At 69.9% G+C, this 23,433-nt stretch carries 21 protein-coding genes and 1 riboswitch; of the genes, 15 read left to right on the forward strand and 6 right to left on the reverse strand.

What is annotated here, in order from left to right; all coding sequences use genetic code 11:
* Positions 1-7 precede the first annotated feature (7 nt).
* The 4 genes from ACWH43_RS21710 (at position 8) to metZ (ending at position 3,576) form a co-directional block, all read left to right on the forward strand.
* Positions 8-379 (forward strand): DUF423 domain-containing protein, encoded by a 372-nt coding sequence (locus ACWH43_RS21710; protein ID WP_158444408.1) that lies wholly within the window; start codon positions 8-10, stop codon positions 377-379.
* Between the two features lie 88 nt (positions 380-467).
* A complete protein-coding gene (gene argB, locus ACWH43_RS21715) occupies positions 468-1,364 on the forward strand; it encodes an acetylglutamate kinase (RefSeq protein ID WP_158444407.1) in 897 nt (298 codons plus the stop codon).
* A gap of 154 nt (positions 1,365-1,518) precedes the next feature.
* The gene (locus tag ACWH43_RS21720; protein ID WP_158444406.1) at positions 1,519-2,295 is read left to right on the forward strand and encodes a pyrimidine 5'-nucleotidase; all 777 of its coding nucleotides are present in this window, start codon (positions 1,519-1,521) and stop codon (positions 2,293-2,295) included.
* An 84-nt stretch (positions 2,296-2,379) separates the two neighbouring features.
* Positions 2,380-3,576, forward strand: coding sequence for an O-succinylhomoserine sulfhydrylase (metZ, locus tag ACWH43_RS21725; protein ID WP_158444405.1), 1,197 nt, complete (start codon positions 2,380-2,382; stop codon positions 3,574-3,576).
* Positions 3,577-3,712: 136 nt separating this feature from the next.
* On the opposite strand, the gene ACWH43_RS21730 is transcribed toward metZ, so the two are convergent.
* From ACWH43_RS21730 to ACWH43_RS21745, 4 genes are all read right to left on the reverse strand, one after another.
* Positions 3,713-5,167: an AMP nucleosidase gene (locus ACWH43_RS21730; RefSeq protein WP_158444404.1), complete on the reverse strand. Its 1,455-nt coding sequence runs from the start codon at positions 5,165-5,167 to the stop codon at positions 3,713-3,715.
* Positions 5,168-5,489: 322 nt separating this feature from the next.
* Positions 5,490-6,437 carry an isoaspartyl peptidase/L-asparaginase family protein gene (locus ACWH43_RS21735; protein ID WP_158444403.1) on the reverse strand — a complete coding sequence of 316 codons (948 nt, stop codon included), beginning with the start codon at positions 6,435-6,437 and terminating at the stop codon, positions 5,490-5,492.
* Positions 6,438-6,589: 152 nt separating this feature from the next.
* Positions 6,590-8,182, reverse strand: a complete 1,593-nt coding sequence (locus ACWH43_RS21740; protein WP_158444402.1) for an ABC transporter substrate-binding protein — start codon at positions 8,180-8,182, stop codon at positions 6,590-6,592.
* 30 nt (positions 8,183-8,212) lie between these two features.
* Positions 8,213-8,743: a MarR family winged helix-turn-helix transcriptional regulator gene (locus ACWH43_RS21745; protein ID WP_158444401.1), complete on the reverse strand. Its 531-nt coding sequence runs from the start codon at positions 8,741-8,743 to the stop codon at positions 8,213-8,215.
* Positions 8,744-8,905: 162 nt separating this feature from the next.
* Here ACWH43_RS21745 and ACWH43_RS21750 point away from each other — a divergent pair, with 162 nt between their 5' ends.
* The 4 genes from ACWH43_RS21750 to ACWH43_RS21765 are packed head-to-tail and all read left to right on the forward strand — an operon-like array spanning position 8,906 to position 13,215.
* A complete protein-coding gene (locus ACWH43_RS21750) occupies positions 8,906-9,607 on the forward strand; it encodes a creatininase family protein (protein ID WP_158444400.1) in 702 nt (233 codons plus the stop codon).
* A gap of 22 nt (positions 9,608-9,629) precedes the next feature.
* Positions 9,630-10,604 (forward strand): ABC transporter permease, encoded by a 975-nt coding sequence (locus tag ACWH43_RS21755; protein ID WP_158444399.1) that lies wholly within the window; start codon positions 9,630-9,632, stop codon positions 10,602-10,604.
* On the forward strand, positions 10,601-11,479 hold the full coding sequence (locus ACWH43_RS21760) for an ABC transporter permease (protein WP_158444398.1): 879 nt from the start codon (positions 10,601-10,603) through the stop codon (positions 11,477-11,479). Before ACWH43_RS21755 ends, ACWH43_RS21760 begins: the two co-directional genes overlap by 4 nt.
* Positions 11,476-13,215, forward strand: a complete 1,740-nt coding sequence (locus ACWH43_RS21765; protein ID WP_158471774.1) for a dipeptide ABC transporter ATP-binding protein — start codon at positions 11,476-11,478, stop codon at positions 13,213-13,215. The genes ACWH43_RS21760 and ACWH43_RS21765 overlap by 4 nt, the downstream gene beginning before the upstream one ends.
* A gap of 75 nt (positions 13,216-13,290) precedes the next feature.
* Here the strand turns inward: ACWH43_RS21765 and ACWH43_RS21770 are convergent, their stop codons facing one another.
* Positions 13,291-13,530: a hypothetical protein gene (locus ACWH43_RS21770; protein WP_158471860.1), complete on the reverse strand. Its 240-nt coding sequence runs from the start codon at positions 13,528-13,530 to the stop codon at positions 13,291-13,293.
* A gap of 750 nt (positions 13,531-14,280) precedes the next feature.
* On the opposite strand from ACWH43_RS21770, the gene ACWH43_RS21775 reads away from it, so the two are divergent.
* From ACWH43_RS21775 to ACWH43_RS21795, 5 genes are all read left to right on the forward strand, one after another.
* Complete coding sequence (locus ACWH43_RS21775; RefSeq protein ID WP_158448296.1) at positions 14,281-15,369, forward strand: OmpA family protein; 1,089 nt, start codon at positions 14,281-14,283, stop codon at positions 15,367-15,369.
* A gap of 136 nt (positions 15,370-15,505) precedes the next feature.
* Positions 15,506-15,811 carry a hypothetical protein gene (locus ACWH43_RS21780; protein WP_260349260.1) on the forward strand — a complete coding sequence of 102 codons (306 nt, stop codon included), beginning with the start codon at positions 15,506-15,508 and terminating at the stop codon, positions 15,809-15,811.
* A 46-nt stretch (positions 15,812-15,857) separates the two neighbouring features.
* Positions 15,858-16,055 (forward strand): hypothetical protein, encoded by a 198-nt coding sequence (locus ACWH43_RS21785; RefSeq protein WP_260349259.1) that lies wholly within the window; start codon positions 15,858-15,860, stop codon positions 16,053-16,055.
* A gap of 75 nt (positions 16,056-16,130) precedes the next feature.
* Positions 16,131-16,233, forward strand: a riboswitch (TPP riboswitch).
* Between the two features lie 78 nt (positions 16,234-16,311).
* Positions 16,312-18,204 carry a phosphomethylpyrimidine synthase ThiC gene (thiC, locus tag ACWH43_RS21790; protein ID WP_260349258.1) on the forward strand — a complete coding sequence of 631 codons (1,893 nt, stop codon included), beginning with the start codon at positions 16,312-16,314 and terminating at the stop codon, positions 18,202-18,204.
* Complete coding sequence (locus ACWH43_RS21795) at positions 18,201-18,941, forward strand: hydroxyethylthiazole kinase (protein WP_260349257.1); 741 nt, start codon at positions 18,201-18,203, stop codon at positions 18,939-18,941. The genes thiC and ACWH43_RS21795 overlap by 4 nt, the downstream gene beginning before the upstream one ends.
* Positions 18,942-18,962: 21 nt before the next feature.
* On the opposite strand, the gene ACWH43_RS21800 is transcribed toward ACWH43_RS21795, so the two are convergent.
* Complete coding sequence (locus ACWH43_RS21800) at positions 18,963-19,847, reverse strand: DUF1311 domain-containing protein (protein ID WP_158446697.1); 885 nt, start codon at positions 19,845-19,847, stop codon at positions 18,963-18,965.
* A gap of 344 nt (positions 19,848-20,191) precedes the next feature.
* On the opposite strand from ACWH43_RS21800, the gene dnaK reads away from it, so the two are divergent.
* Complete coding sequence (dnaK, locus tag ACWH43_RS21805; RefSeq protein WP_158446698.1) at positions 20,192-22,108, forward strand: molecular chaperone DnaK; 1,917 nt, start codon at positions 20,192-20,194, stop codon at positions 22,106-22,108.
* Positions 22,109-22,264: 156 nt separating this feature from the next.
* Complete coding sequence (gene dnaJ, locus ACWH43_RS21810) at positions 22,265-23,395, forward strand: molecular chaperone DnaJ (protein WP_158446699.1); 1,131 nt, start codon at positions 22,265-22,267, stop codon at positions 23,393-23,395.
* The last annotated feature ends 38 nt before the right edge of the window (positions 23,396-23,433 follow it).

The following is a 23,433-nucleotide window of genomic DNA, read 5'->3' on the forward strand; positions in this document are numbered from 1 at the left end:
AGCGCCGATGACCGCCGCCCGCGTCCATCTCGTCCTCGCCGCGCTGATGGGCTGCGCCGGCGTCGCCCTGCTGGCGGCGGCGGCCCATGTCACCGGCACCGCCAATGTCCAGACGGCCGGGCAGATCCTGCTGTTCCACGCCCCGCTCGTCATCGCGGCCACCGCGGCGCGCAAGGGCGGCCATCTGCACGACCTCCTGACCCGGATCGCGCTCTCGGCGATCATCCTCGGCGCCGCCCTGTTCGCGGCGGACCTGTCGCGGCGCGGCTTCGCCGGCGAGGCGCTGTTCCCGCGCGCCGCGCCGACGGGCGGCTGGCTGATGCTGGCCGGCTGGCTCGGGCTCGCGCTCGCCGCCGCCGTGCCGGGCAAGCGCGGCTGAGCGGCGCCAGCGTCCTTCCGTCCCGCCCGATCTTCGGCTAGAAGCGCGGCCGCACATTGTTCCTGCGACCGCGTGGAGCCTGCCCCGCATGACCGACCTGCCCCAACTGACGCCGTCGCAATCCGCCGACCTGCTCGTCCAGGCGCTGCCGCATATGCAGCGCTACGACCAGGAGGTGATCGTGATCAAATATGGCGGCAACGCCATGGGCGACGCCGCCACCGCCGAGGATTTCGCCGAGGATATCGTGCTGCTCGAGCAGTCCGGGCTGAAGCCGGTGGTCTGCCATGGCGGCGGGCCGCAGATCGCGGCGATGCTGAAGAAGCTCGGCATCCAGTCCGAGTTCAAGCAGGGCCTGCGCGTCACCGACGAGGCGACCGTCGAGGTCGTCGAGATGGTGCTGGCCGGCTCGGTCAACAAGGAGATCGTCGGCTACATCACCCGCGAGGGCGGGCGCGCCATCGGGCTCTGCGGCAAGGACGGCAACATGGTCACCGCGCGCAAGGTGACCCGCACCGTCGTCGACCCCGATTCCAAGATCGAGGAGGTGCTCGACCTCGGCTTCGTCGGCGAGCCCGCGCAGGTCAACACCGCCGTGCTCGACGCCGTGCTGAAGGCCGAGCTGATCCCGGTGCTGGCGCCGGTCTGCGCCGCCGCCGACGGCCAGACCTACAACGTCAACGCCGACACCTTCGCCGGCGCCATCGCCGGCGCGCTCAACGCCAAGCGCCTGCTGCTGCTGACCGACGTGCCGGGCGTGCTCGACAAGGACAGGCAGCTCATCCCGGAGCTGACGGTCGAGGAATGCCGCCGGCTGATCGCCGACGGCACGATCTCGGGCGGCATGATCCCGAAGATCGAGACCTGCATCTACGCGCTGGAGAAGGGCGTCGAGGCCGTCGTCATCCTCGACGGCAAGGTGCCGCATGCGGCGCTGATCGAGCTCTTCACCGACACCGGCGCCGGCACCATCATCCGGCGCTGAGCGCTCCCGCGACCGCATGGTCATCCCGGGCTAGCCGCGAAGCGGGGCCGATCCGGGATGACGGCGTCCGGCATGGCAAAGCCGACAGCCAGGGCGATTAAGCCCGGCGAAGGACTTGCAGCGCAGACTCCGGCTCGCCACATCACGGAGTCCCATGAGAAACATCGCCGACACATCCGCCGCGATCCCGCCCCTGGCCGCCGGGAGTTTCGCGCATGTCGAACACTGGATCTTCGACCTCGACAACACGCTCTATTCCCACGAGGCGAGGGTCTGGCCGCAGGTCGACGAGCGCATCACCCTGTTCCTCGCCGAGCTGTTCGGCCTCGACGGGCTCTCCTCGCGGGCGCTGCAGAAATACTACTACCAGCGCTACGGCACGACGCTGAAGGGGCTGATGGAGGAGCACGGCATCGACCCCGCCGACTTCCTCGACTTCGCCCACCAGATCGACCTGTCGCTGCTCGACCCCAACCCGGAGCTGGGCGAGGCCATCGCGGCGCTGCCGGGGCGCAAGCTGATCCTGACCAACGGCTCGCGCGGCCATGCCGAGAACGTCGCCGGCAAGCTCGGCATCCTGCACCATTTCGAGGACATCTTCGACATCGTGGAGGCCGGCTTCCTGCCCAAGCCCGAACGCGCGACCTACGAGCATTTCCTGGCCAGGCACGCCGTCGACCCGGCCCGCGCCGCGATGTTCGAGGACATCGAGAAGAACCTGCTGGTGCCGAGCGCGCTCGGCATGCAGACCGTGCTGATCGTGCCCAAGACGCCCGACCCGTTCCGCGAGAGCTGGGAGCAGGCGGCCGTCGAGGCCGGCCATGTCCACCATGTCACCGCCGACCTGACCGGCTTCCTCAGGCCGCTCGGCCGCCCCGACGAACGGCAGGGCGGAGCCGGCGGAACGATCGCTGCGCCGGGCGTTCCCTGAAAAGGAAATTCCGTTCTTCTTTACGAACGAAAGAGAAGCTGCTAGTTGCCTTGTCCGTTATAACGAACGGATCGAGGCCGTGCCATGCCGATATCGGACAACGCCGCAGCGGAGCTGCATCCCGAAACGCGCCTGATCCACGCCGGCACGATGCGCTCGCAGTTCGGCGAGACCTCGGAAGCCCTGTTCCTGACCCAGGGCCACGTCTATGACGATGCCGCCCAGGCCGAAGGGCGCTTCCTGAACACCGATCCCGGCTTCCAGTACGGCCGGCTCGGCAATCCGACGACGGCGATGCTGGAAAGCCGCATGGCGGCCTTCGAGGGCGCCGAGACCTGCCGCGCCACCGCGACCGGCATGGCGGCGGTGACGGCGGCGGTGATGGCCCCGCTGCGCGCCGGCGACCATGTCGTGGCCGCGAGCGCGCTGTTCGGCTCCTGTCGCTACATCATCGAGGACCATTTGCCGCGCTACGGCATCGCTTCGACCCTGGTCGAGGGCACCGATGTCGAATCCTGGTGCCGGGCCGTGCGGCCCAACACCAGGCTGTTCTTCCTCGAATCCCCGGCCAATCCGACGCTGGAGGTGATCGACATCGCCGCCGTCGCGGCGGTGGCGAAGGCGGCCGGCGCCCTGCTCGTGGTCGACAACGTCTTCGCCACGCCGCTCTTCCAGCGGCCGCTCGCGCTCGGCGCCGACATCGTCGTCTATTCCGCGACGAAGCATATCGACGGCCAGGGGCGCTGCCTCGGTGGGCTGATCCTCGGCTCGAAGGCGGTGATCGAGGCCGATATCCAGAACTTCCTGCGCCAGACCGGGCCGAGCCTCTCGCCCTTCAACGCCTGGGTGATGCTGAAGGCGCTCGAGACGCTGCCGCTGCGCGTCGCCAGGCAGGCGGAGAACGCCAGCAAGGTCGCCGACTGGCTGGCCGGGCAGGCGAAGCCGACGCGGGTGATCTTCCCCGGCCGCGCCGATCATCCGCAGGCCGCGATCGTCGCGCGCCAGATGAGCGGCCCCTCGACCATGATCGCCTTCGAGGTGCCCGGCGGCAAGGACGGCGCCTATCGCCTGCTCGACGCCTGCAGGCTGATCCGCATCTCCAACAATCTCGGCGACGCCAAGAGCCTGGTCGTCCATCCCGCGACGACGACGCATCAGCGCTTCACCCCCGCGGTGCGCGCGGCAATGGGCGTCAGCGACGGGCTGATCCGCCTCTCGATCGGGCTGGAGCACGCGGACGACCTGATCGCCGATCTCGAGCAGGCGCTGGCGAAGGTTTAGGAAAGAACCCGGTCATCCCGGACGAAGCGCAGCGAAGATCCGGGATCCATGCCTGAACCTTATCCGGACACGCTCCGGCATGGATCCCGGGTCAAGCCCGGGATGACTGCTCGGCTCCGCAGAAGATCAACAGGCCCTACCGGAAAGGCGGCTCGTCGAAGCTCCTGAGCTTGCGCGAATGGATGGCGGAGCCGGCTTCCTTGAGCTTCTCCAGCGCCGCCAGCCCGATCCGCAGATGCTCGCCGACCGCGCGCTCGTAGAAGGCGTTGGCGGCGCCCGGCAGCTTGATCTCGCCATGCAGCGGCTTGTCGGAGACGCAGAGCAGCGTGCCGTAGGGCACGCGCAGCCGGTACCCCTGCGCCGCGATGGTGCCGGATTCCATGTCGACCGCGATGGCGCGCGACAGGTTGATGCGCCGCCGCTCCTTGGTCCATTGCAGTTCCCAGTTGCGATCGTCCTGGGTGACGACGGTGCCGGTGCGCAGGCGCTGCTTCAGCCGGTCGCCCTTCTCCCCGGTGATCTCGGCAGCGGCCTGCTGCAGCGCGACCTGGACCTCGGCCAGCGCCGGGATCGGGATTTCCGGCGGCACCAGCTCGTCGAGGATGTGGTCCTGCCTGAGATAGGCATGGGCGAGGACGTAATCGCCGATGATCTGCGTCTGGCGCAGGCCGCCGCAATGGCCGACCATCAGCCAGCAATTCGGCCTGAGCACCGCGAGATGGTCGGTGATGTTCTTGGCGTTGGAGGGGCCGACGCCGATATTGACCAGGGTGACACCGTCGCCGCTTTTCCGAATCAGGTGATAGGCCGGCATCTGGAAGCGGTGCCAGGGCGCCGACATCACCCGCTCCGCCGCCGAGACGTCGACGCCGTCGCGGTCGATGCGGATGCCGCCCGGCGCGACCAGCGCCTCGGCCGTGCCGGCCTCGATCTCGGCGATGCCCAGCCGCACGAACTGGTCGACATAGCGATGATAATTGGTCAGCAGCACCCAGGGCTGCACGGCGCGCCAGTCGGTGCCGGTGTAATGCACCAGCCGGCGCAGCGAATAGTCGACGCGCACGGCGTCGAAGAGCGAGAGCGGGCGCGGCTCGCCCTCGACGATGTCATAGGTGCCGTCCGCGACCTCGTCGCCGACCAGGGCCAGCAGCGGCGTGGGGAAATGGCGGGCGAGCTCGGCCGCGGTGATCTTGCCCCGGCCCAGCTCGTCGCCGCCCTCGAGCGCATAGGGATAGGGGATCTCCTGCTGGCTGACGCCGGTCTCGATCGTGGCGCCGTAATCCGCGACCAGCGGCCGGAGCTGGTCGAGCAGATAGCCCCTGAACTCGGCCGGCTGGGTCACCGTGGTCGAATAGACGCCCGGCGCCGCGAATTTGGCGTAGCCGCGGCGCGTCGCCTGCGGCAGCCGCGACGGCTCATAGGTCACACGCAGCATGGGGTAGCGATAGCGCTCGCGCGCCTCGGCCGTGGGCGCCTCCCCGCTCTCGAAGAAGCGGTGCAGATCGGCGCGCAACGCGGCCCGGGCATCCTCATAGAGACGTTCGAGCCGGTCGATCGCGGCCTCGGGTGTCGCTGCGGTTTCGAAACGCATGGCGGCGGCATCCTTTCCTCGTCCGGTTCTAGCCGCGCCCGGAGGAGGCTGACAACAACCGGCCGCGCGCAGGCGCGGACCGCGGCGGCCGGCGCGGCCCCGGCACTGTGGGAAGCCGCGCGACCTCGAGCCGACCGAGATGCGTTCCCGATCGGCGCCGCCCGATTCGGCCGTGATGCAAGGCCCCGTGCCTGACAGCGGCCGGCGAACGCCCGCCCCGGTTCCCGCGCAACCCGACGGGGAAGGATGGCGAGCCGTCGCGCGCCGGATGGAGAACCGCGCCCCCGGAACGGGCGTGAATCCCGTACCGACCGGCGCGGGTTCAGGCCTGCCCGGCCATCTCGACATCGCCATGGGTGGCGACGTGCAGGAGCCCGTCCTCCGTCACCCAGCCGCGATACATGCCCTCGGTGTTGTAGGGCGCCACGATGTTGCCCTCGGCATCGACCGCGACCAGCCCGGCGCCGACCTTGCTGCCGGAGAGCTCGCCCAGCACCTGCTGCGTCGCCTGCTCGAGCGAGAGCCCTTTATAGGCGATCAGCGATGCGATCTCGTGGCCGACGCAGTAGCGGATGAAATACTCGCCCTTGCCGGTGCCGGAGACGGCGCAGCGCCCGTCGCGGGCATAGGTGCCGGCGCCGATGATCGGCGAATCGCCGACGCGGCCGGTCGGCTTGTTGGTGTAGCCGCCGGTCGAGGTCGCGGCGGCGAGATGGCCCTGCGCGTCGCAGGCGACGGCGCCGACCGTGCCGTGCTTCTCGGCCTCGCTCGCCTCGGCGGCGGTGCCGACCAGCTCGCGGATCTTCATCGAGGAGAGGTTCTTGCGCCGCCTCTCGGTCGAGAAATAGTCGTTCTCCACCGTGTCGATGCCTTCGTGCTCGGCGAAGATGTCGGCGGCCGGGCCGGCGAGCAGCAGCGGGTCGCCGCGCAGCATCAGCGCCTTGGCGGCGACGATCGGGTTCTTGATCCGCTTGGCGGCGCAGATCGCGCCGGCGGCGAGCGTCGAACCGTCCATGATCGAGGCGTCGAGCTCGTGCTCGCCATCGGTGTTGAAGGCGGCGCCGTGGCCGGCGTTGAAATGCGGCGAATCCTCCATCACCCGCACGGCCGCCTCGACCGCATCGACCGCCGGACCGCCCTTGCTCAGGATCGTCCAGCCGGCGCGCAGCGCGCCGGCGAGGTCGGAGCGGGCCTGCGCCCATTCGGATTCGGTCATCTCGGCCTTCGGCAAGGTGCCGCAGCCGCCGTGGATGGCGAGGGCGAGGGTCATGTTCGTCTTCCGATCAATCGTCGTTTGCGGGACAGGCCGCGGGCCATGCCCGCCCTCACGGCAGGCACCCGCGCCCCGCCCCCCGGGCTTGGCCATCAAGCGAAGGCGCGGATGGCCGGGGCGGGCCCGGCCATGAGGCGAAGGCGGTCGCGTTACTTCTTAACGGGCCTGATGTCCATGGCCAGCGTGTCCTCGTCGACGCGCGGCGCGATGGTGACCTTGTCCTTCTGCATCGCCCAGGCCGAGCCGACGGCCGTGATCGGCAGGCGCGGCCGGTCCTTGGCGACGATGGCGGCGACGTCGGAGAGCATCGCGTTGCGCCTGGCCTCGTCCATCTCGACCGCCGCATCCTCGATCAGCTTGTCGACCTGCGGATTGGCATAGTTCTGGACGTTGAAGGCGCCGAGCTTCTTGGCCGGATCGTTGGAATGCACCAGCGAGGAGAGCGTGTAGTTGGCCTCGCCCGTCAGCGTGCCCCAGCCCGACATCGCCATCGAGAAATCGCCGCGCAGCCTCGCCGGGAAGAAGACGGCGCCGGGCTGGGCGTTGGCGTTCACCTCGATGCCGATGCGCGCCAGCATCTGCGCGATCGAGGTGCCGACCTGGCGGTCGCCGGGCAGGCGGTCATTGGTGAAGGCGAAGCCGACCTTGAAGCCGTTGGGATAGCCCGCCTCCTCCATCAGCTTCTTCGCCCTGGCGATGTCGGGCTTGATGGCCGGCAGCTCCTTGTTGAAGCCGGCGATGGTCGGCGTCACCAACTGGTTGGCCGGCGAGCCGAGCCCTTCCATGGCGATCTCGGCCAGGGCCGGCCGGTCGATGGCGAGGTCGATCGCCTCGCGCACCTTCACATCCTGCAGCGGGTTCTTCGGCAGGGCCGAGCCGTCCCTGGCGGTGATCTGCGGGGGCTTGTCCCGCAGGTCGAGCTCGATGTTGAAGAGATAGACGCTCTCGACCGTGGCCACCGCGAGCTTGGGATCGCGCTTCAGCGTCGGCACGTCGGAGGCCGGGGCGCGCACGATGATGTCGACCTGGCCGGCCTTGAGCTGCGCGACGCGGGCGGCGTCGTTCGGCAGTTCCTTGCGCACCACCTTGGCCCAGGGCTCCTTCGGCCCCCAATAGCCGTCGAAGCGCTCGAGCACGAGCTGGTCCTTCGGCGTCCAGGAGACGAATTTGTAGGGGCCGGTGCCGATCGCGGCCTTGCCTGAATTGAAGGCCTCGTTGGCGTTGTCCTTGGTCAGGCCCGCGGCCGCCTTGTGCGAAACGATGAACAGCCGGATGAAATCGTTCGGCAGGTTCGGCGCCGGCCCGTCGGTGACGACATGGACCGTCAGCGGATCGACGATCTTCACCTCCTTGACGCGCCGGACATAGATCGTCGTCGGGTTCGGGCCGGAGACGACCGGAATGCGCTCGATCGAGAACTTGACGTCCTCGGCGGTGAAGTCCGAGCCGTCATGGAACTTGACGCCGGGGCGCAATTTGAACTCCCAGACGGTCGGCTCGATCGCCTTCCAGCTCAGCGCCAGCCGCGGCTCGATCTGCAGCTTGTCGCCGGACCAGGTCAGCGTATCGAAGACCTGCTTCAGCGCCTCGGCATGGGTGCCGGTCGCGGTGAAATGCGGGTCGATCGATTCCGGGCCGGCGCGCACCCCGATCGTCAGCGTCTGGGCGAGCGCGCCGGTCGAGACGGCGGCGCCGAGCAAGGCGGCGAAGGCGGCGAGGCGGAAGCTTTTCGCGAGTGTCATGACGGTTCCCCTGTTGTCGGCTGTTTTCGGCTAGAGTTCCTGAGGCCAGTCGGGCGAGGCGATGACGAGCTTGTCCATCAGCGCGCAGAGCTGCTGCTGCTCGCCCTCGTCGAGGCAGGCGAGCATCGCCCTCTGGTGCTTCACCATCAGCGGCATGGTTTCGTCGAAGATCGCGCGGCCGGTCTCCGTCAGATGCAGCACATAGCTGCGCAGATCGGCCGGATCGGTCTCGCGCCGCAGGAGCCGCCGCTGCAACAGCTTCTGCACGGCGCGCGAGAGCGTGTTCTTCGGCAGGCCCGAGGAGGCCACGATGTTCTTGGCGGCGACGCCTTCCCTCAAGCCCACCGCATAGAGCGCGACGAATTCGGGCCGGACCAGGCCGTAGCGCGTCTCGATCCAGCGATAGACCGGATCGTTGAAGCGGAACGCGACGAAATTCAGCCGGAAGGACAGCCAGCAGGGATTGTCCCAGAGCTTGGTCACGGTCAGCGGATCGAGCCCGGCCAGCGCCGTCTCGCGCTCCGGATCGAGGCGGGAGAGTGAAGTCGGCGAGCGCCGCATGGGAGGGTTTCCCGGCCGATTTAGTTCCAAATGGAACTTGACGCTCTGTGAGGCCGGAGTCAAGGATGGCTTCGTCCGGCGGTTTTCTCGCCTGACCGGCCTGGTCGCGAACCCGTTTCGCGAAGTCTCTACCGCCTGAAGCCGCGAAGCAAGGAACACGCCGTGCTGGTCGCCGAGATGAACTGGATGCAGATCGAGGCGCAGGCGAAGCGTGACGACCGCTGCGTGCTGCCGCTCGGCAGCGTCGAGCAGCACGCCTATCTCAGCCTCGCGACCGACGTGATCCTGTCGGAGCGGGTGGCGCGGGAGGCGGCCGAGCCGCTCGGCATTCCGGTCTTTCCCGTGCTCGCCTATGGCATGACGCCGGGCTTCCTCGATTTTCCCGGCAGCATCTCGCTGCGCCTGAGCACCTATGCCGCGCTGCTCGGCGACCTCTTCGACGGCTTCTACCGCTCCGGCTTCCGCCGCATCGTCCTGGTCAACGGCCATGGCGGCAATTCGCCGGCGCTGAACTTCGCCACCGAATGGCTGGACCGCCACCCCGATGCGAGCATCCGACTGCATAACTGGTGGGCCGCGCCGCAATTCCAGGCGGCGGTGAAGGCCGTCGATCCGGCCGCCTCGCACGCCTCCTGGATGGAGAACTTCCCCTGGACCCGGCTCGCCGGCGTCGCCATGCCCGAGACGCCGAAGCCGCCTTTCAACGCGGCCGCATACCAGGCCGCGAGCCCGGCGAAGCGCCGCGAGATCCTGGGCGACGGCAATTTTCACGGCCTCTACCAGCGGCCCGACGCGGAGATGCTCAGGCTCTGGCAGGTCGGCGTCGCGGAGACGCGCGCGGCGATGGCGGAGAACTGGCCGTGAAGCCGCGCCGGAAGCTCCAGCGATGCTAGGCCATGTCGCGGTCCGGCTGCTGCAGGCGCTCGTCGTCATGCTCGTCATGTCGGCGCTGGTGTTCGTCGGCGTCTACGCGATCGGCAACCCGATCGACGTGCTGATCGGCCCGGATGTCAGCCAGGAATTGCGCCTCCAGACCATCGCCCATTACGGGCTCGACCGGCCGCTCTGGGAGCAGTACCTGACCTTCCTCGGGCGCGTGCTGCACGGCGATTTCGGCCGCTCCTTCGTCTTCGGCATGCCGGTGATGGAGCTCATCCTGTCGCGGCTGCCGGCAACGCTCGAACTGACGCTCGCCGCCGTCTGCGGCGCGGCGCTGATCGGCATCCCGGCCGGCATCTATGCAGGCTACCGGCCGGACGGCATCGCCTCGAAGCTGATCATGACGGTCTCGATCCTCGGCTTCTCGGTGCCGACCTTCTGGATCGGCCTGGTGCTGATCATGGCCTTCGCCGTCGAATTGCAATGGCTGCCGGCCGGCGGGCGCGGCGAGACGGTCTCGATCCTCGGGGTCGAATGGAGCTTCCCGACGCTCGACGGCTTGCAGCATCTCTTGCTGCCTGCGCTCAACCTCGCCTTCTTCAAGCTTGCCCTGATGACCCGTCTCGCCCGGGCCGGCACGCGCGAGACGATGCTCACCGACACGGTAAAATTCGCCCGGGCCGCCGGCCTTTCGGAATGGACGGTGCTGCGCCGGCATGTGCTGCGCCTGATCGCCATCCCGCTCGTCACCGTCTTCGGATTGGAATTCGGCTCGACGCTCGCCTTCGCCGTGGTCACCGAGACGATCTTCTCCTGGCCCGGCATCGGCAAGCTGATCATCGACTCGATCCAGTCGCTCGACCGGCCGGTGATGGTCGCCTATCTGATGCTGGTCGCCTTCGTCTTCATCACCATCAATTTCCTCGTCGACCTCGCCTATGTCGGGCTCGATCCGCGGCTGCGCAAAGGTGGGGCACGATGAAGGACGCTTCGCCCGCCGCCCGCTTCTGGGCCGAGTTCCGCGAGAGCAAGACGGCCGTCGCGGCGCTCGCCGTGGTCGTGCTGATGATCGGCATCGCCCTGCTGGCGCCGCTGGTCGCGCCGCAGGATCCCTACGACCTCGCCAATCTCTCGCTCTCCGATGCGCGCCGCCCGCCGGGCTTCGTCGGCGAAGGCGGCTACACCCACTGGCTCGGCACCGACGCGCAGGGGCGCGACCTGTTCTCGGCGATCCTCTACGGCCTGCGCATCTCGCTGGAGATGGGGCTGGTGGCCGGCGCGCTCGCCTTCGCGCTCGGCGTGGCGCTCGGCATCGGCGCGGCCTATGCCGGCGGGCGCCGCGAGGCCTTCATCATGCGGGTCATCGACCTGCAGCTCGCCTTCCCGGCGATCCTGCTGGCGCTCGTGCTCTCGGCGCTGCTGGGACAGGGCAAGATGCAGCTCATCGCCGCCCTCGCCTGCGCGCAATACGCCTATTTCGCCCGCACCGCCCATGGCGCCGCCTCGGCCGAGCGCGGCAAGGACTATGTCGAGGCGGTGCTCTCGACGCCGCTGCCGGGCTGGCGCGTGGTCTGGCGCCATATCTTTCCGAACTGCCTGCCGCCGCTGATCGTGGTCGCGACCGTGCAGGTGGCGAATGCCATCGCGCTGGAGGCGACGCTGTCCTTTCTCGGCGTCGGCCTGCCGGTGACGGAGCCCTCGCTCGGCATGCTGATCGCGAACGGCTTCCAGTACATGCTCTCGGGCCGCTACTGGATCTCGATCTATCCGGGCATCGCGCTGATCATCCTGATCGTCGCGATCAACCTCGTCGGCGACCGCATCCGCGATCAGGTCAATCCGAGGCTGAAGCGATGAGCGACGCGCCTCTCCTCGCGGTCACCGGCCTCGCCACCCATTTCCATACCCGCAACGGCGTGGTGAAGGCGGTCGACGGCGTCTCCTTCGCGCTGAAGCGCGGCGAGGTGATGGGGCTTGTCGGCGAATCCGGCTCCGGCAAGAGCATCACCGGCTTCTCGATCATCGGGCTGATCGACCCGCCCGGCCGCGTCGAGCCCGGCTCCTCGGTCAAGCTGGAGGGGCGCGAGCTCGTCGGCCTGTCTTCGTCCGAATTGCGCAAGATCCGCGGCAAGCAGATCTCGATGGTCTTCCAGGACCCGATGATGACGCTGAACCCGATGCTGACCATCGGCACGCAGATCCGCCTCGCACTGGAAGCACATGAGACGGTCTCGGGCGCCGAGGCACGGCGGCGCGCCGTCGCGGCGCTGGCGCAGGTCCGCATTCCCGATCCCGAGGCCAAGGTCGATTTCTACCCGCACCAGCTCTCGGGCGGGATGCGCCAGCGCGTCGCCATCGCGATCGCCCTGCTGCACCGGCCGAAGCTGATCATCTGCGACGAACCCACGACCGCGCTCGACGTCTCGGTCCAGGCCGAGATCCTCGCCGAGATGAAGGAGCCGGTGGCCGAACTCGGCACGGCGCTGATCTGGATCAGCCACGACCTCGCCGTCGTCGCGGAGCTCGCCGACCATGTCTGCGTCATGCGCCATGGCAGGATCGTCGAGGCCGGGCCGACGCTCGCGGTGCTGACCCATCCGCAGCACCCCTACACCCAGGCTCTGCTCGATGCGCTGCCCTCCCGCTCCGAGCCGGGCACGCTGCTGGCCGGCGGTGCCGGCGCCGATGTGGCGCCGCCGCCGCGCGCGGCCAAACAGGCCCCGCCCGCCGTCTCGGATGCCGTGCACTATGTCCGCATCGAGCATGTCGCCAAGCGCTTCGCGCAGACCCCCGGCCTGTTCCGCAAGCTGGCGCAGAAGGCGGGCCTCTCCAAGGCGCCGGCCGCGGTTCAGGCCGTCGACGACGTCACGCTGGAATTGAGGCGCGGCGAGGCGCTCGGCCTCGTCGGCGAATCCGGCTCCGGCAAATCGACGCTCGGGCGCGTGGCCGCCGGCATCTATGCGCCGGATAGCGGCCTCGTGCGCATCGACGATGCGCCGGTAATGAGCGCGGGCGAGCATCCGCACAAGCTCACGACGCGCGTCCAGACGATCTTCCAGGACCCCTTCGCCTCGCTCAACCCGCGCATGACGGTGGGCGACAGCATCGCCGAGGGGCCGCTGGCGCATGGGCTGGTCACGCGGGGCGAGGCGAAGGCTTACGTCCGGCAATGGCTGGCGGCGGTCGGACTCGATCCCGATTTCGCCGGCCGCTATCCGCACCAGTTCTCGGGCGGCCAGCGCCAGCGCGTCGCCATTGCGCGGGCGCTGGCGATGCAGCCGGACGTCGTCGTCTGCGACGAGCCGGTCGCCTCGCTCGACGTCTCGATCCAGGCGCAGATCATCAACCTGCTGATCCGCCTGCGCCAGGAGCTCGACCTGACACTGATCTTCATCTCGCACGACCTCTCGGTGGTGCGCCATCTCTGCGATCGGGTCGCGATCATGTATCGCGGCCGGATCGTCGAGAGCGGTCCCGCCCGCGAGGTCTACGACCATCCGCGGCACGACTATACCAGGCGCCTGCTCGCCGCCGTGCCGGTCCTGCCCGAAGCCACAGGCGCCCCGCAGGGGCCGCTGCCGCCGCAGCCGTGAGCGCCGAAGCGGCGGCCGATCGGCCGCGCCGGCGGAACACTGCCCGATTCCCGCCGTTTTCGCTTCATCGCGGGTTCAGGCCGGAAACCGCCTGATCGCGGCATGTCGAAACCAAACACGGGAATTGCGATGCGCTCGAAACGCTGGTTGCTGGTCGGAACCGTCCTGCCGGCCCTCGTCCTCTCCCAGGCAAGCCAGGCCCTCGCGCCATTGGGGGTTCAGCTCGCCCAGGCGCCCGGCGGCAGCGACGACGAGCGCGGCCGCGGGCCGCGCGAGCGCCCCCACGCCCCGGGCGGCGGCCAGCCCGGCCAGCATGCGCCGCAGCGCCCGGCGGCCCCGGCAGCGCCGGGCGCGCCGCAGGCTCCCCGCCCACCGCAGATGCAGCAGGCCCCGAGCGCGCCGCGCCCGTCCATGCCCGCAGCGCCCGCCGAACGGGTCGCCCCGCCCCAGACCCGGCCGCAAGCCGCGCCGCCGGCCGCGCAGCCACGCCCCGCGCCGCCGAGCGCCGCGCCCGCCCCCGGCCAGCCGGGCGGCACGCGCCCTGTCCCGCCGGCTTCCGCGCCAGCGCCGGCGCGCCCCGCGCCCATACCGGCGCCGGCCCAGCCGGGAACGCCTCCGGCTCTCCGCCCCGCCGCTCCCGGAAACGCTCCGTCCGCTCCGCAACCCGGCGCGCAGCCCACGCAGCGGCCGCTGCCGCCGCCCACGGCGCCGGCCCAGCCCAATGCGGCGCAGCCCGGCCAGCCCGGCGCCCGACCCGACCAGCGCCCCGCCGCGCCGACCGTTCCGGGCCAGCGCCCGGCTGCTCCGAGCGCCGTCCCGGCGGCCCCCCAGCCCGGCGCGCAGCCGGCACAGCGGCCGCTGCCGCCGCCCGGAGCCCCGGCCCAGCCCGGCGCCGCGCAGCCCGGCCAGCCCGGCGCGCCGCAACCCGGAAACAGGCCCGACCAGCGGCCCGTTCCGCCCCCGGCGCCCGGCCAGCGGCCGGGAGGCCCCGGCGCGGCTCCGGCTGAGCCGGGCGCCGCTCCTCCGGGCGCCGCGGCCCCGATTCCCGGACAGCCGAACCGCCCCGTGCCCCCCGGCACCCAGCCGCCCGCGCCCGGCTCGGCCATGCCCGGCCGGCCCGGCATCGCGCCGCCGGCCCCCGGCACGGCGCCCGGCCAGCCGCCCCAGCGCGAGGGCCGCCGCGGCGGCATCTCGCCGGGCGTCGCCGGCGCGATCGGCCTCGGCGCCGGCGTGATCGGCGGCATCATGGCGACGCAGGGCGCCGAGCGCTTCGACGACATCCGCCAGCGCCGCGAGGAGCGCCGCGAAGGCGACGTCACGATCATCCGCGAGCCCGGCCGCACCATCATCCGCGACGATGACGGCCGCGCCATCATCCGCCGCGACGAGGACCAGCGCTTCCGCGATCTCGGCTGGCAGGGCCGCGCCGAGCGCCGCGACGGCGAGACCCGCACCGTCTTCGAGCGCCCCGACGGCACGCGCATCGTGACCGTCACCGACGACCAGGGCCGGCTGATCCGCCGCAGCCGCATCGGCCGCGACGACCGCGAGATCGTCATCATCGACAACACGCTGCGGGACCGCCCCGGGCGCTTCGCCGACGATGTCGTGGTGCTGCCGCCGCCGCCGCTGCCGATCCCGCGCGAGCGCTATATCGTCGACGCCGATCGGGCCGACGAGAACCTGATCTACGAGACGATCATGGCCCCGCCGATCGCCGCGATCCCGCGCCGCTACACGCTGGACGAGGTGCGCTACTCCCCCGACCTGCGCGCCCGCATGCGCAGCGTCGATATCGACACGATCAATTTCGAGACAGGCTCCTGGCAGGTCACGCCGGACCAGGCGCAGCGGCTCGCGGTGATCGCGGACTCGCTCCGGCGCGTGCTCCAGGGCTCGCCGAACGAGGTCTTCCTGGTCGAGGGGCATACCGACGCAGTCGGCTCCGACGTCGACAACCTGTCGCTCTCCGACCGGCGGGCGCAGTCGGTGGCGGAGATCCTGACCCGCGACTTCCAGATCCCGCCCGAGAATCTGACGACGCAGGGCTATGGCGAGCAATATCCGAAGGTCCAGACGCAAGGTCCGTCCCGCGAGAACCGGCGGGTGACGCTGCGCCGCATCACGCCGCTGCTGACCGGCGAGAACCGCTGACCGGACGGCCGCGCGGCCGCCCGATCCGGAACGGGGCTGCACGGCGTGCAGCCCCGTTCTTCGCCTGGAGCACGGAACAGCGCCGCGCCCGCCCGGTTCCATCTTCCGGAGGAATCGTCCGATGGGAGATGAGGCCATGAAAAAGCTCACCCTGAGGCTCGCCCTGGCGCTGACCGCGCCGTTCGTCGCCGGATCGCTTCCGGCGCCGCCCGCCCTCGCCCAGGTCGCGCCCCAGACCACGCCCCTGCCCGGCCCCGGAGTGAAGCAGCGCGCGCCCGGTGTGCCGATCGCCCCTCAACCCAACGCGGTCTCGCGCCTGCGGCCCGAGGAGAGGGGGCTATGGAACCGGGACGGACGGGTGGCGCGCGACGAGCGGGCCGCCCCGCAGCCCGACCGCGACCCGCCGATGCCGCGCGGCGTGCCCTCGATCATCGCGCCCTGAGCCGGCATTCAGCTTTGCGCAAGATTTGCGGCCTAGGCTCGCCGCCATGAGTGACGCCGCCGCCCTCGCCCAAAGCCTCGCCGCGATGCAGGCCGCCTCGACGCAGCAGGCGCTGAGCCTCGCGATGCTGCGGCAGAGCGCGGCGGCCGACCGCGGCGTGGTCGCGCTGCTCGAGCAAGGAGCCGAGCAGGCCAAGGCCGTCCTTCCCGCCGGACAGGGCCAGCAGGTCGACCGGATCGCCTGACGGACCGCGCATGCCGGCCCCGCAGCGCCGGCTGCTTTCCCGGTTGCGTCTGTCCGGGCGACGTCCTAACCTTGGAATCGTTCCGAGGGGTGCCCGCGAGGGCTGAGACGGCGATGAGCCGAACCCGTCGAACCTGATCCGGGTCATACCGGCGGAGGGACTGGAACGCGGTGCGGCCTCGGCCTGCACCCGCATCACAGCGCTTGAACCGCTTCGACGCCGGATCTCCTGACCTGCCCCAAGGAGGAGATCCCCCATGAATGCCCACGCCAGACCCCAGAAAAACAGCGTCAAGACCGCGCCCAAAGTCTCGGCCCCGACCGGCGTGACGACCGGGCCGATCATCGGCTCGCGCAAGATCTATGTCGCGGTGCCCGAGCATCCCGAGATGCGCGTGCCTTTCCGCGAGGTCGCGCTGAGCACCGACGCCGAGCCGCCAGTGCGCATCTACGATCCCTCGGGCCCCTATACCGAGGCCGACGCCAGGATCGACCTCAATGCCGGCCTCGTTCAGCCGCGCCGCGCCTGGCTCGACGCCCGCGGCTTCCAGCGGGTTCCCGGCCGCGCCGTCACCGCCGCCGACAACGGCAACATCCCGGCCGAGCAGCTCGTGCCCGCCTGCCCGGCCGATCGCCCGATCCTCGAGGCGAAGCCCGGCCAGATGGCGACGCAATACGAATTCGCCAGGGCCGGCATCGTCACGCCCGAGATGATCTATGTCGCGCATCGCGAGAATCTCGGCCGCGCCGCCATGCTGGAAGGCGCGAGGGAGCGCCATACCGACGGCGAGAGCTTCGGCGCCAGCGTGCCGGAATTCGTCACGCCGGAATTCGTCCGCGAGGAGATCGCGCGCGGCCGCGCCATCATCCCGGCCAACATCAACCACCCCGAGCTGGAGCCGATGGCGATCGGCCGCAACTTCCTGGTCAAGATCAACGCCAATATCGGCAATTCCGCCGTGACCTCCGGCGCGGCCGAGGAGGTCGAGAAGCTGGTCTGGGCGATCCGCTGGGGCGCCGACACGGTGATGGACCTCTCCACCGGCCGCAACATCCACAACATCCGCTCCTGGATCCTGCGCAATTCGCCGGTGCCGATCGGCACGGTGCCGATCTACCAGGCGCTGGAGAAGGTCGGCGGCGATCCGGTCAAGCTCGACTGGGAGGTGTTCAAGGACACGCTGATCGAGCAGGCCGAGCAAGGCGTCGACTATTTCACCATCCATGCCGGCGTCAGGCTGCCTTACGTCCCGCTGACGGCGAACCGCGTCACCGGCATCGTCTCGCGCGGCGGCTCGATCATGGCGCGCTGGTGCCTCGCGCATCACCGTGAGAGCTTCCTCTACGAGCGCTTCGACGAGATCTGCGAGATCATGCGCCGCTACGACGTCTCCTTCTCGCTCGGCGACGGCCTGCGGCCGGGCTCGATCGCCGACGCCAACGACCGCGCCCAGTTCGCCGAGCTGGAGACCTTGGGCGAGCTGACGCAGATCGCCTGGCAGAAGGGCTGCCAGGTGATGATCGAGGGCCCCGGCCATGTGCCGATGCACAAGATCAAGGAGAACATGGAGAAGCAGCTCCGCGAATGCGGCGAGGCGCCGTTCTACACGCTCGGGCCGCTGACCACCGACATCGCGCCGGGCTACGACCACATCACCTCGGGCATCGGAGCGGCGATGATCGGCTGGTATGGCTGCGCCATGCTCTGCTACGTCACGCCGAAGGAACATCTCGGCCTGCCCAACCGCGACGACGTCAAGACCGGCGTCATCACCTACCGCATCGCCGCCCATGCCGCCGATCTCGCCAAGGGCCACCCTGCCGCGAAGGTCAGGGACGACGCGCTGTCGCGCGCCCGCTTCGACTTCCGCTGGGAGGACCAGTTCAACCTCGCGCTCGATCCGGATACGGCACGGGAATTCCACGACGAGACCCTGCCGAAGGACGCCCACAAGGTCGCGCATTTCTGCTCGATGTGCGGGCCGAAATTCTGCTCGATGAAGATCACGCAGGATTTGCGCGCCGAAGTGCAGGCGATGGGCGAGAACGAGCGTAAGGCGCTCGAAGCCATGGCGACGGAGGGGATGGCGGCGAAATCGCAGGAATTCCTCGACAAGGGCGGCAGCCTCTACCTGCCCGCGGCCCCATGAGCGCGGCGAGCGCCAGCCTCGACGCGGCGCAGGTCGCGTCGATCCTGGCGCGGGTGGCCGAGCGCCGCCCGCGCGTGCACTGCCTGACCAACACGGTGGCGCAGAACGTCACCGCCAACATGCTGCTCGCCGTCGGGGCCATCCCCTCGATGGCGAGCCATCCCGAGGAGGTCGCGGCGGTCGCGGCCGGCGCCGGCGCGATCCTGATCAATCTCGGCACGATCAGTTCGGAAGGCGAGCGCGCCATCCCGAAGCTGCTCGACGTCGCCCGCGAGCGCGGCCTTCCGCTGGTGCTCGATCCGGTCTTCGTCGAGCTTTCGCCGCTCAGGATGCGGCTGGCGCAGGCGGTTTTGCGGCTCCCCGGCGTGAGCGTGCGCGGCAATGCCGCCGAGATGGCGGCGCTCGATCCCGCCCTGGCCCGAGCGCAGGGGGTGCTGCGCGTCACCACCGGCAGGATCGACCGGATCGAGGGGGCGGGCAGCGCCTACCTGGTCGCGCACGGCCATGCGCTGATGACCAGGGTGACGGGCCTCGGCTGCGCGTCCAGCGCGCTGGTCGCGGCCTGCCGGACGGTCGAGCCCGACCCGGCGCTGGCCGCGGCTGCGGCTCTGACGGCCTACGGCATCGCCGGCGAGATCGCGGCCGGACGCGCCGCCGGCCCCGGCAGCTTCGCCATGCACCTGATCGACGCCCTCGCCGGGCTGGACGAGGCGGCGCTGGCGGCGCGGATGGGCTGAGACGCGCCTCGGCGCCGCGCTCTATTGCGTCGGCGTCAGCGAGAGCGGCGCGGGCTTCGGAGGCGCCGGGCGCGGCCGGGGCTTGGCCGCCTGCCGCGGCTCGGTGTGCAGCCCGAGCCGCGCCCGCAATTCCGCCGCGCGCGCCTCGGTGATCCGGGCGGCGCAGAATCCGTACTGGCCCTCGCGCTGGAAATCCCGGCAGATCATCTCGCGCTCGCCGGAGAAGCCGGCCTGCTCGCGCGCCAGCGTGCGCTGGTCGACGGCGTTGGCCTTCGCCGTCAGCGTCCGGTAGCCGTCGCGCAAGGCGCGCTCGGCCGCGCCGCGGGCGCGCTCGATCGCCTTGGCCTGGGCCGCGACGACGCCCTGGTCCGGCCCCCAGAGGCCGCGCGGATCGACCCGGCACTGCGCCGCCGCGACGACGCAGGGCTCGGCCGGCTCGATGACCAGGAAGGCCCCGTCGAGCACGTCGAACAGCAGCGGGCAGACCGGCGCCTCCAGCCGGTAGCGCGGCACGCCGGCCGGCTTGCCGAGCGCGGTGACCGGCACAGGCGCATCGCCGAGCGAGACCGCACAGGGCTCGACCAGATTGGCGGTTTGATAGCCGTCGAGGCTGAGCCTGAGCCCATAGCCCTCGCCGAGCTTCTCGAAGGTCGCGGCACCCTGATTGCCGTTGCGATGCAGGGCCTTGCCGAGGATCGTCTCCTCGCCCGCGATCTTCAGCGCGGGCAGGCTCGGCTGGCGGTGGGGCGCCGTTCCGCCGGCGGCCGGCGGGGCGGCCTGATGGGTCCCCGGCGCGTTGAAGGGCTGGGCGCCCGGCAGTTGCAGCGGCTGCGCCTTCGCGGGCACGCCGGCAGCGACCGCCAGAAGCGCGGCGAGGCCGGGGGCGATGCGCTTGCCTGCTCTCATCGGGTCCATACCAAGCCGAACGGCCTTCCTGCATGACCCGCCCGGCCGGCCGGCGCAAGGGCGCAAACGCCACAGTCGCCGCGAAAGCGCCGGCCGCCGCGCAGCCGCCCGGGACCGGCCCGGCGGCGCGAACATGCCGCCCCTGATTCTTAATCGGCTCGCCTGTCTTGCAAGGGCGGGAACACCCTCACTATATACGCCGCCAAGGGGCGGTTTCACCACCGTCAAACGTGGAATGCCGGTTTCGTTCGCCGCCGAAGCGGGGGCGATCCGGTCCATGGGCCGGCAGGCGGCGCGCAAGCGTCGCAGGTCGGCGATCTGCTCAGTCGAAAGGGATCCCATCCATGGGTAAAGTCATCGGTATCGACCTCGGCACGACCAATAGCTGCGTCGCAGTGATGGAAGGCACCACGCCGAAGGTCATCGAGAACGCCGAAGGTGCCCGCACCACGCCGTCGATCGTCGCGATCACGGACGATGGCGAGCGCCTCGTCGGCCAGCCGGCCAAGCGCCAGGCCGTCACCAACCCCGAGCGCACCTTCTTCGCGATCAAGCGCCTCATCGGCCGCACCTACGACGATCCGATGACGCAGAAGGACCTCAAGCTCGTCCCCTACAAGATCACCAAGGCGTCCAACGGCGACGCCTGGGTCTCGGCCGACGGCAAGGATTATTCGCCCTCGCAGATCTCGGCCTTCATCCTGACCAAGATGAAGGAGACGGCGGAATCCTATCTCGGCCAGCCCGTCACCCAGGCCGTCATCACCGTTCCGGCCTATTTCAACGACGCCCAGCGCCAGGCGACCAAGGACGCCGGCAAGATCGCCGGCCTCGAGGTGCTGCGCATCATCAACGAGCCGACCGCGGCCGCGCTCGCCTACGGCCTCGACAAGAAGTCGACCGGCACCATCGCGGTCTACGACCTCGGCGGCGGCACCTTCGACGTCTCGATCCTGGAGATCGGCGACGGCGTCTTCGAGGTGAAGTCGACCAATGGCGACACCTTCCTCGGCGGCGAGGACTTCGACATGCGCCTGGTCGAGTACCTGGCGGAGGAGTTCAAGAAGGAGCAGGGCATCGACCTGAAGAAGGACAAGCTCGCCCTGCAGCGCCTGAAGGAAGCGGCCGAGAAGGCCAAGATCGAGCTGTCGAGCGCCGCCCAGACCGAGATCAACCTGCCCTATATCACGGCGGATGCCTCCGGTCCGAAGCACCTCGCCATCAAGCTCTCGCGCGCCAAGTTCGAGAGCCTGGTCGACGATCTGATCCAGCGCACCATCGAGCCCTGCAAGAAGGCGCTCAAGGACGCCGGCATCTCGGCGGGCCAGATCGACGAGGTCGTCCTCGTCGGCGGCATGACCCGCATGCCGAAGGTCCAGGAAGTCGTGAAGCAGTTCTTCGGCAAGGAGCCGCATAAGGGCGTCAACCCGGACGAGGTCGTCGCCATCGGCGCCGCGATCCAGGCCGGCGTCCTCCAGGGCGACGTCAAGGACGTGCTGCTGCTCGACGTGACCCCGCTCTCGCTCGGCATCGAGACGCTGGGTGGTGTCTTTACCCGTCTCATCGACCGCAACACCACGATCCCGACCAAGAAGAGCCAGGTCTTCTCCACCGCCGAGGACAATCAGAACGCGGTGACGATCCGGGTCTTCCAGGGCGAGCGCGAGATGGCGGCCGACAACAAGCTGCTCGGCCAGTTCGACCTGATGGGCATTCCGCCGGCCCCGCGCGGCATGCCGCAGATCGAGGTGACCTTCGACATCGACGCCAACGGCATCGTCTCGGTGACGGCGAAGGACAAGGCCACCAACAAGGAGCAGCAGATCAAGATCCAGGCTTCGGGCGGCCTCAGCGAGGCCGACATCCAGAAGATGGTGAAGGACGCCGAGGCCAACGCCGCCGAGGACAAGAAGCGCCGCGAGCTGGTCGAGGCCAAGAACCAGGGCGAGAGCCTGGTGCACTCGACCGAGAAGTCGCTGAAGGATTTCGGCGACAAGGTCTCCGAGGCCGACAAGTCGGCGATCGAGACGGCGGTCGAGGCGCTGAAGACCGCGCTCACCGGCGAGGATGCCGAGGCGATCAAGGCCCGTACCAACGAGCTGATGCAGGCCTCGATGAAGCTCGGCGAGGCGATGTATGCCGCCAGCCAGGCCGAAGGCGCCACTGCCGAAGGCGAGGCTGCGACCGAGGCAGCCGCGAAGGACGACGTCATCGACGCCGACTTCAAGGACGTCTCGGACGACAAGAAGAAGAGCGCGTAACCGCGCTCTCCATCCCGGCGGGATGATTTTGGCCGGGCTTGACCCGGCCATCTCGTTCGGGGATGGCGTGAGGCAGGATGCAGACGCCGGACGCGCCATGGCCGGGCCCCAAGGTCCGGCCGTCTTGCGTCAAAGGCAGAGGGACAGATCGTTTCGATGTCGAAGCGCGATTACTACGAGATTCTCGGCGTCAGCCGGACCGTGACGGATGTCGAGCTCAAGAGCTCCTTCCGCAAGCTCGCGATGCAGCATCACCCGGACAGAAATCCCGGCGACAAGCAGGCCGAGATCAAGTTCAAGGAAATCAACGAGGCCTACCAGGTCCTCTCCGACGGGCAGAAGCGCGCGGCTTATGACCGCTTCGGCCATCAGGCCTTCGAGAATGGCGGCGGCGGCGGGGGCCAGGCCGATTTCTCCGACTTCATGTCGGACATCTTCGATTCCTTCTTCGGCGACGCCCGCCGCGGCGGGCCGCGCAACGCCAATGGCCGCGAGCGCGGCGCCGATCTGCGCTACAATCTCGAAATCGGGCTGGAAGAGGCCTTCACCGGCAAGAACGCCTCGATCCGCGTGCCGACCTCGGTCTCCTGCGAGGCCTGCTCGGGCACCGGCGCCAAGCCCGGCTCGAAGTCGCGGCAATGCCCGACCTGCGGGGGCCATGGCCGGGTGCGGGCCAATCAGGGCTTCTTCTCGGTCGAGCGGACCTGCCCGACCTGCAACGGCCGCGGCGAGGTCATCGACGACCCGTGCAAGAACTGCCAGGGCACCGGCCGCGTCACGCGCGAGCGCACGCTCTCGGTCAACATCCCGGCCGGCGTCGAGGACGGCACCCGCATCCGCCTCGCCGGAGAGGGGGAAGCGGGCCTGCGCGGCGGGCCGGCGGGCGACCTCTACATCTTCCTGTCGCTGAAACCCCACCCGATCTTCCAGCGCGACGGCGCCGACCTGTTCTGCCGCGTGCCGATCGGCCTGGTCTCGGCCGCGCTCGGCGGCGAGATCGAGGTGCCGACGCTGTCGGGCGAGCAGGCGCGGGTGAAGATCCCGGAAGGCACCCAGACCGGCAAGCAGTTCCGCCTCAAGGGCAAGGGCATGAGCGTGCTGCGCTCGCGCGAGGTCGGCGACCTCTACATCCAGGTGGTGGTCGAGACGCCGCAGAAGCTGACCGCCCGCCAGCGCGAATTGCTGGAGGAGTTCGAGCGCGAGAGCTCGCAGAACACCCATCCCGAGACGGCGGGCTTCTTCGGCCGGGTCAAGGACTTCCTCGGCGGGCTCGGCGGCACCGCCTGACCCCTGCAAGGGATCGACGTGTCGAAGGGCCGCCGGCG

The organism is Allobosea minatitlanensis (assembly GCF_964020775.1).

Bases quoted from the DNA above. Each gene is read 5' to 3' on its own strand.
- ACWH43_RS21710 (WP_158444408.1), top strand. From the start codon at position 8: ATGACCGCCGCCCGCGTCCATCTCGTCCTCGCCGCGCTGATGGGCTGC.
- argB (WP_158444407.1), top strand. From the start codon at position 468: ATGACCGACCTGCCCCAACTGACGCCGTCGCAATCCGCCGACCTGCTC.
- ACWH43_RS21720 (WP_158444406.1), top strand. From the start codon at position 1,519: ATGAGAAACATCGCCGACACATCCGCCGCGATCCCGCCCCTGGCCGCC.
- metZ (WP_158444405.1), top strand. From the start codon at position 2,380: ATGCCGATATCGGACAACGCCGCAGCGGAGCTGCATCCCGAAACGCGC.
- ACWH43_RS21730 (WP_158444404.1), bottom strand. From the start codon at position 5,167: ATGCGTTTCGAAACCGCAGCGACACCCGAGGCCGCGATCGACCGGCTC.
- ACWH43_RS21735 (WP_158444403.1), bottom strand. From the start codon at position 6,437: ATGACCCTCGCCCTCGCCATCCACGGCGGCTGCGGCACCTTGCCGAAG.
- ACWH43_RS21740 (WP_158444402.1), bottom strand. From the start codon at position 8,182: ATGACACTCGCGAAAAGCTTCCGCCTCGCCGCCTTCGCCGCCTTGCTC.
- ACWH43_RS21745 (WP_158444401.1), bottom strand. From the start codon at position 8,743: ATGCGGCGCTCGCCGACTTCACTCTCCCGCCTCGATCCGGAGCGCGAG.
- ACWH43_RS21755 (WP_158444399.1), top strand. From the start codon at position 9,630: ATGCTAGGCCATGTCGCGGTCCGGCTGCTGCAGGCGCTCGTCGTCATG.
- ACWH43_RS21760 (WP_158444398.1), top strand. From the start codon at position 10,601: ATGAAGGACGCTTCGCCCGCCGCCCGCTTCTGGGCCGAGTTCCGCGAG.
- ACWH43_RS21765 (WP_158471774.1), top strand. From the start codon at position 11,476: ATGAGCGACGCGCCTCTCCTCGCGGTCACCGGCCTCGCCACCCATTTC.
- ACWH43_RS21770 (WP_158471860.1), bottom strand. From the start codon at position 13,530: ATGCTGGCCGGGCTGGCCGCCGCCCGGGGCGTGGGGGCGCTCGCGCGG.
- ACWH43_RS21780 (WP_260349260.1), top strand. From the start codon at position 15,506: ATGAAAAAGCTCACCCTGAGGCTCGCCCTGGCGCTGACCGCGCCGTTC.
- ACWH43_RS21785 (WP_260349259.1), top strand. From the start codon at position 15,858: ATGAGTGACGCCGCCGCCCTCGCCCAAAGCCTCGCCGCGATGCAGGCC.
- thiC (WP_260349258.1), top strand. From the start codon at position 16,312: ATGAATGCCCACGCCAGACCCCAGAAAAACAGCGTCAAGACCGCGCCC.
- ACWH43_RS21795 (WP_260349257.1), top strand. From the start codon at position 18,201: ATGAGCGCGGCGAGCGCCAGCCTCGACGCGGCGCAGGTCGCGTCGATC.
- ACWH43_RS21800 (WP_158446697.1), bottom strand. From the start codon at position 19,847: ATGAGAGCAGGCAAGCGCATCGCCCCCGGCCTCGCCGCGCTTCTGGCG.
- dnaK (WP_158446698.1), top strand. From the start codon at position 20,192: ATGGGTAAAGTCATCGGTATCGACCTCGGCACGACCAATAGCTGCGTC.
- dnaJ (WP_158446699.1), top strand. From the start codon at position 22,265: ATGTCGAAGCGCGATTACTACGAGATTCTCGGCGTCAGCCGGACCGTG.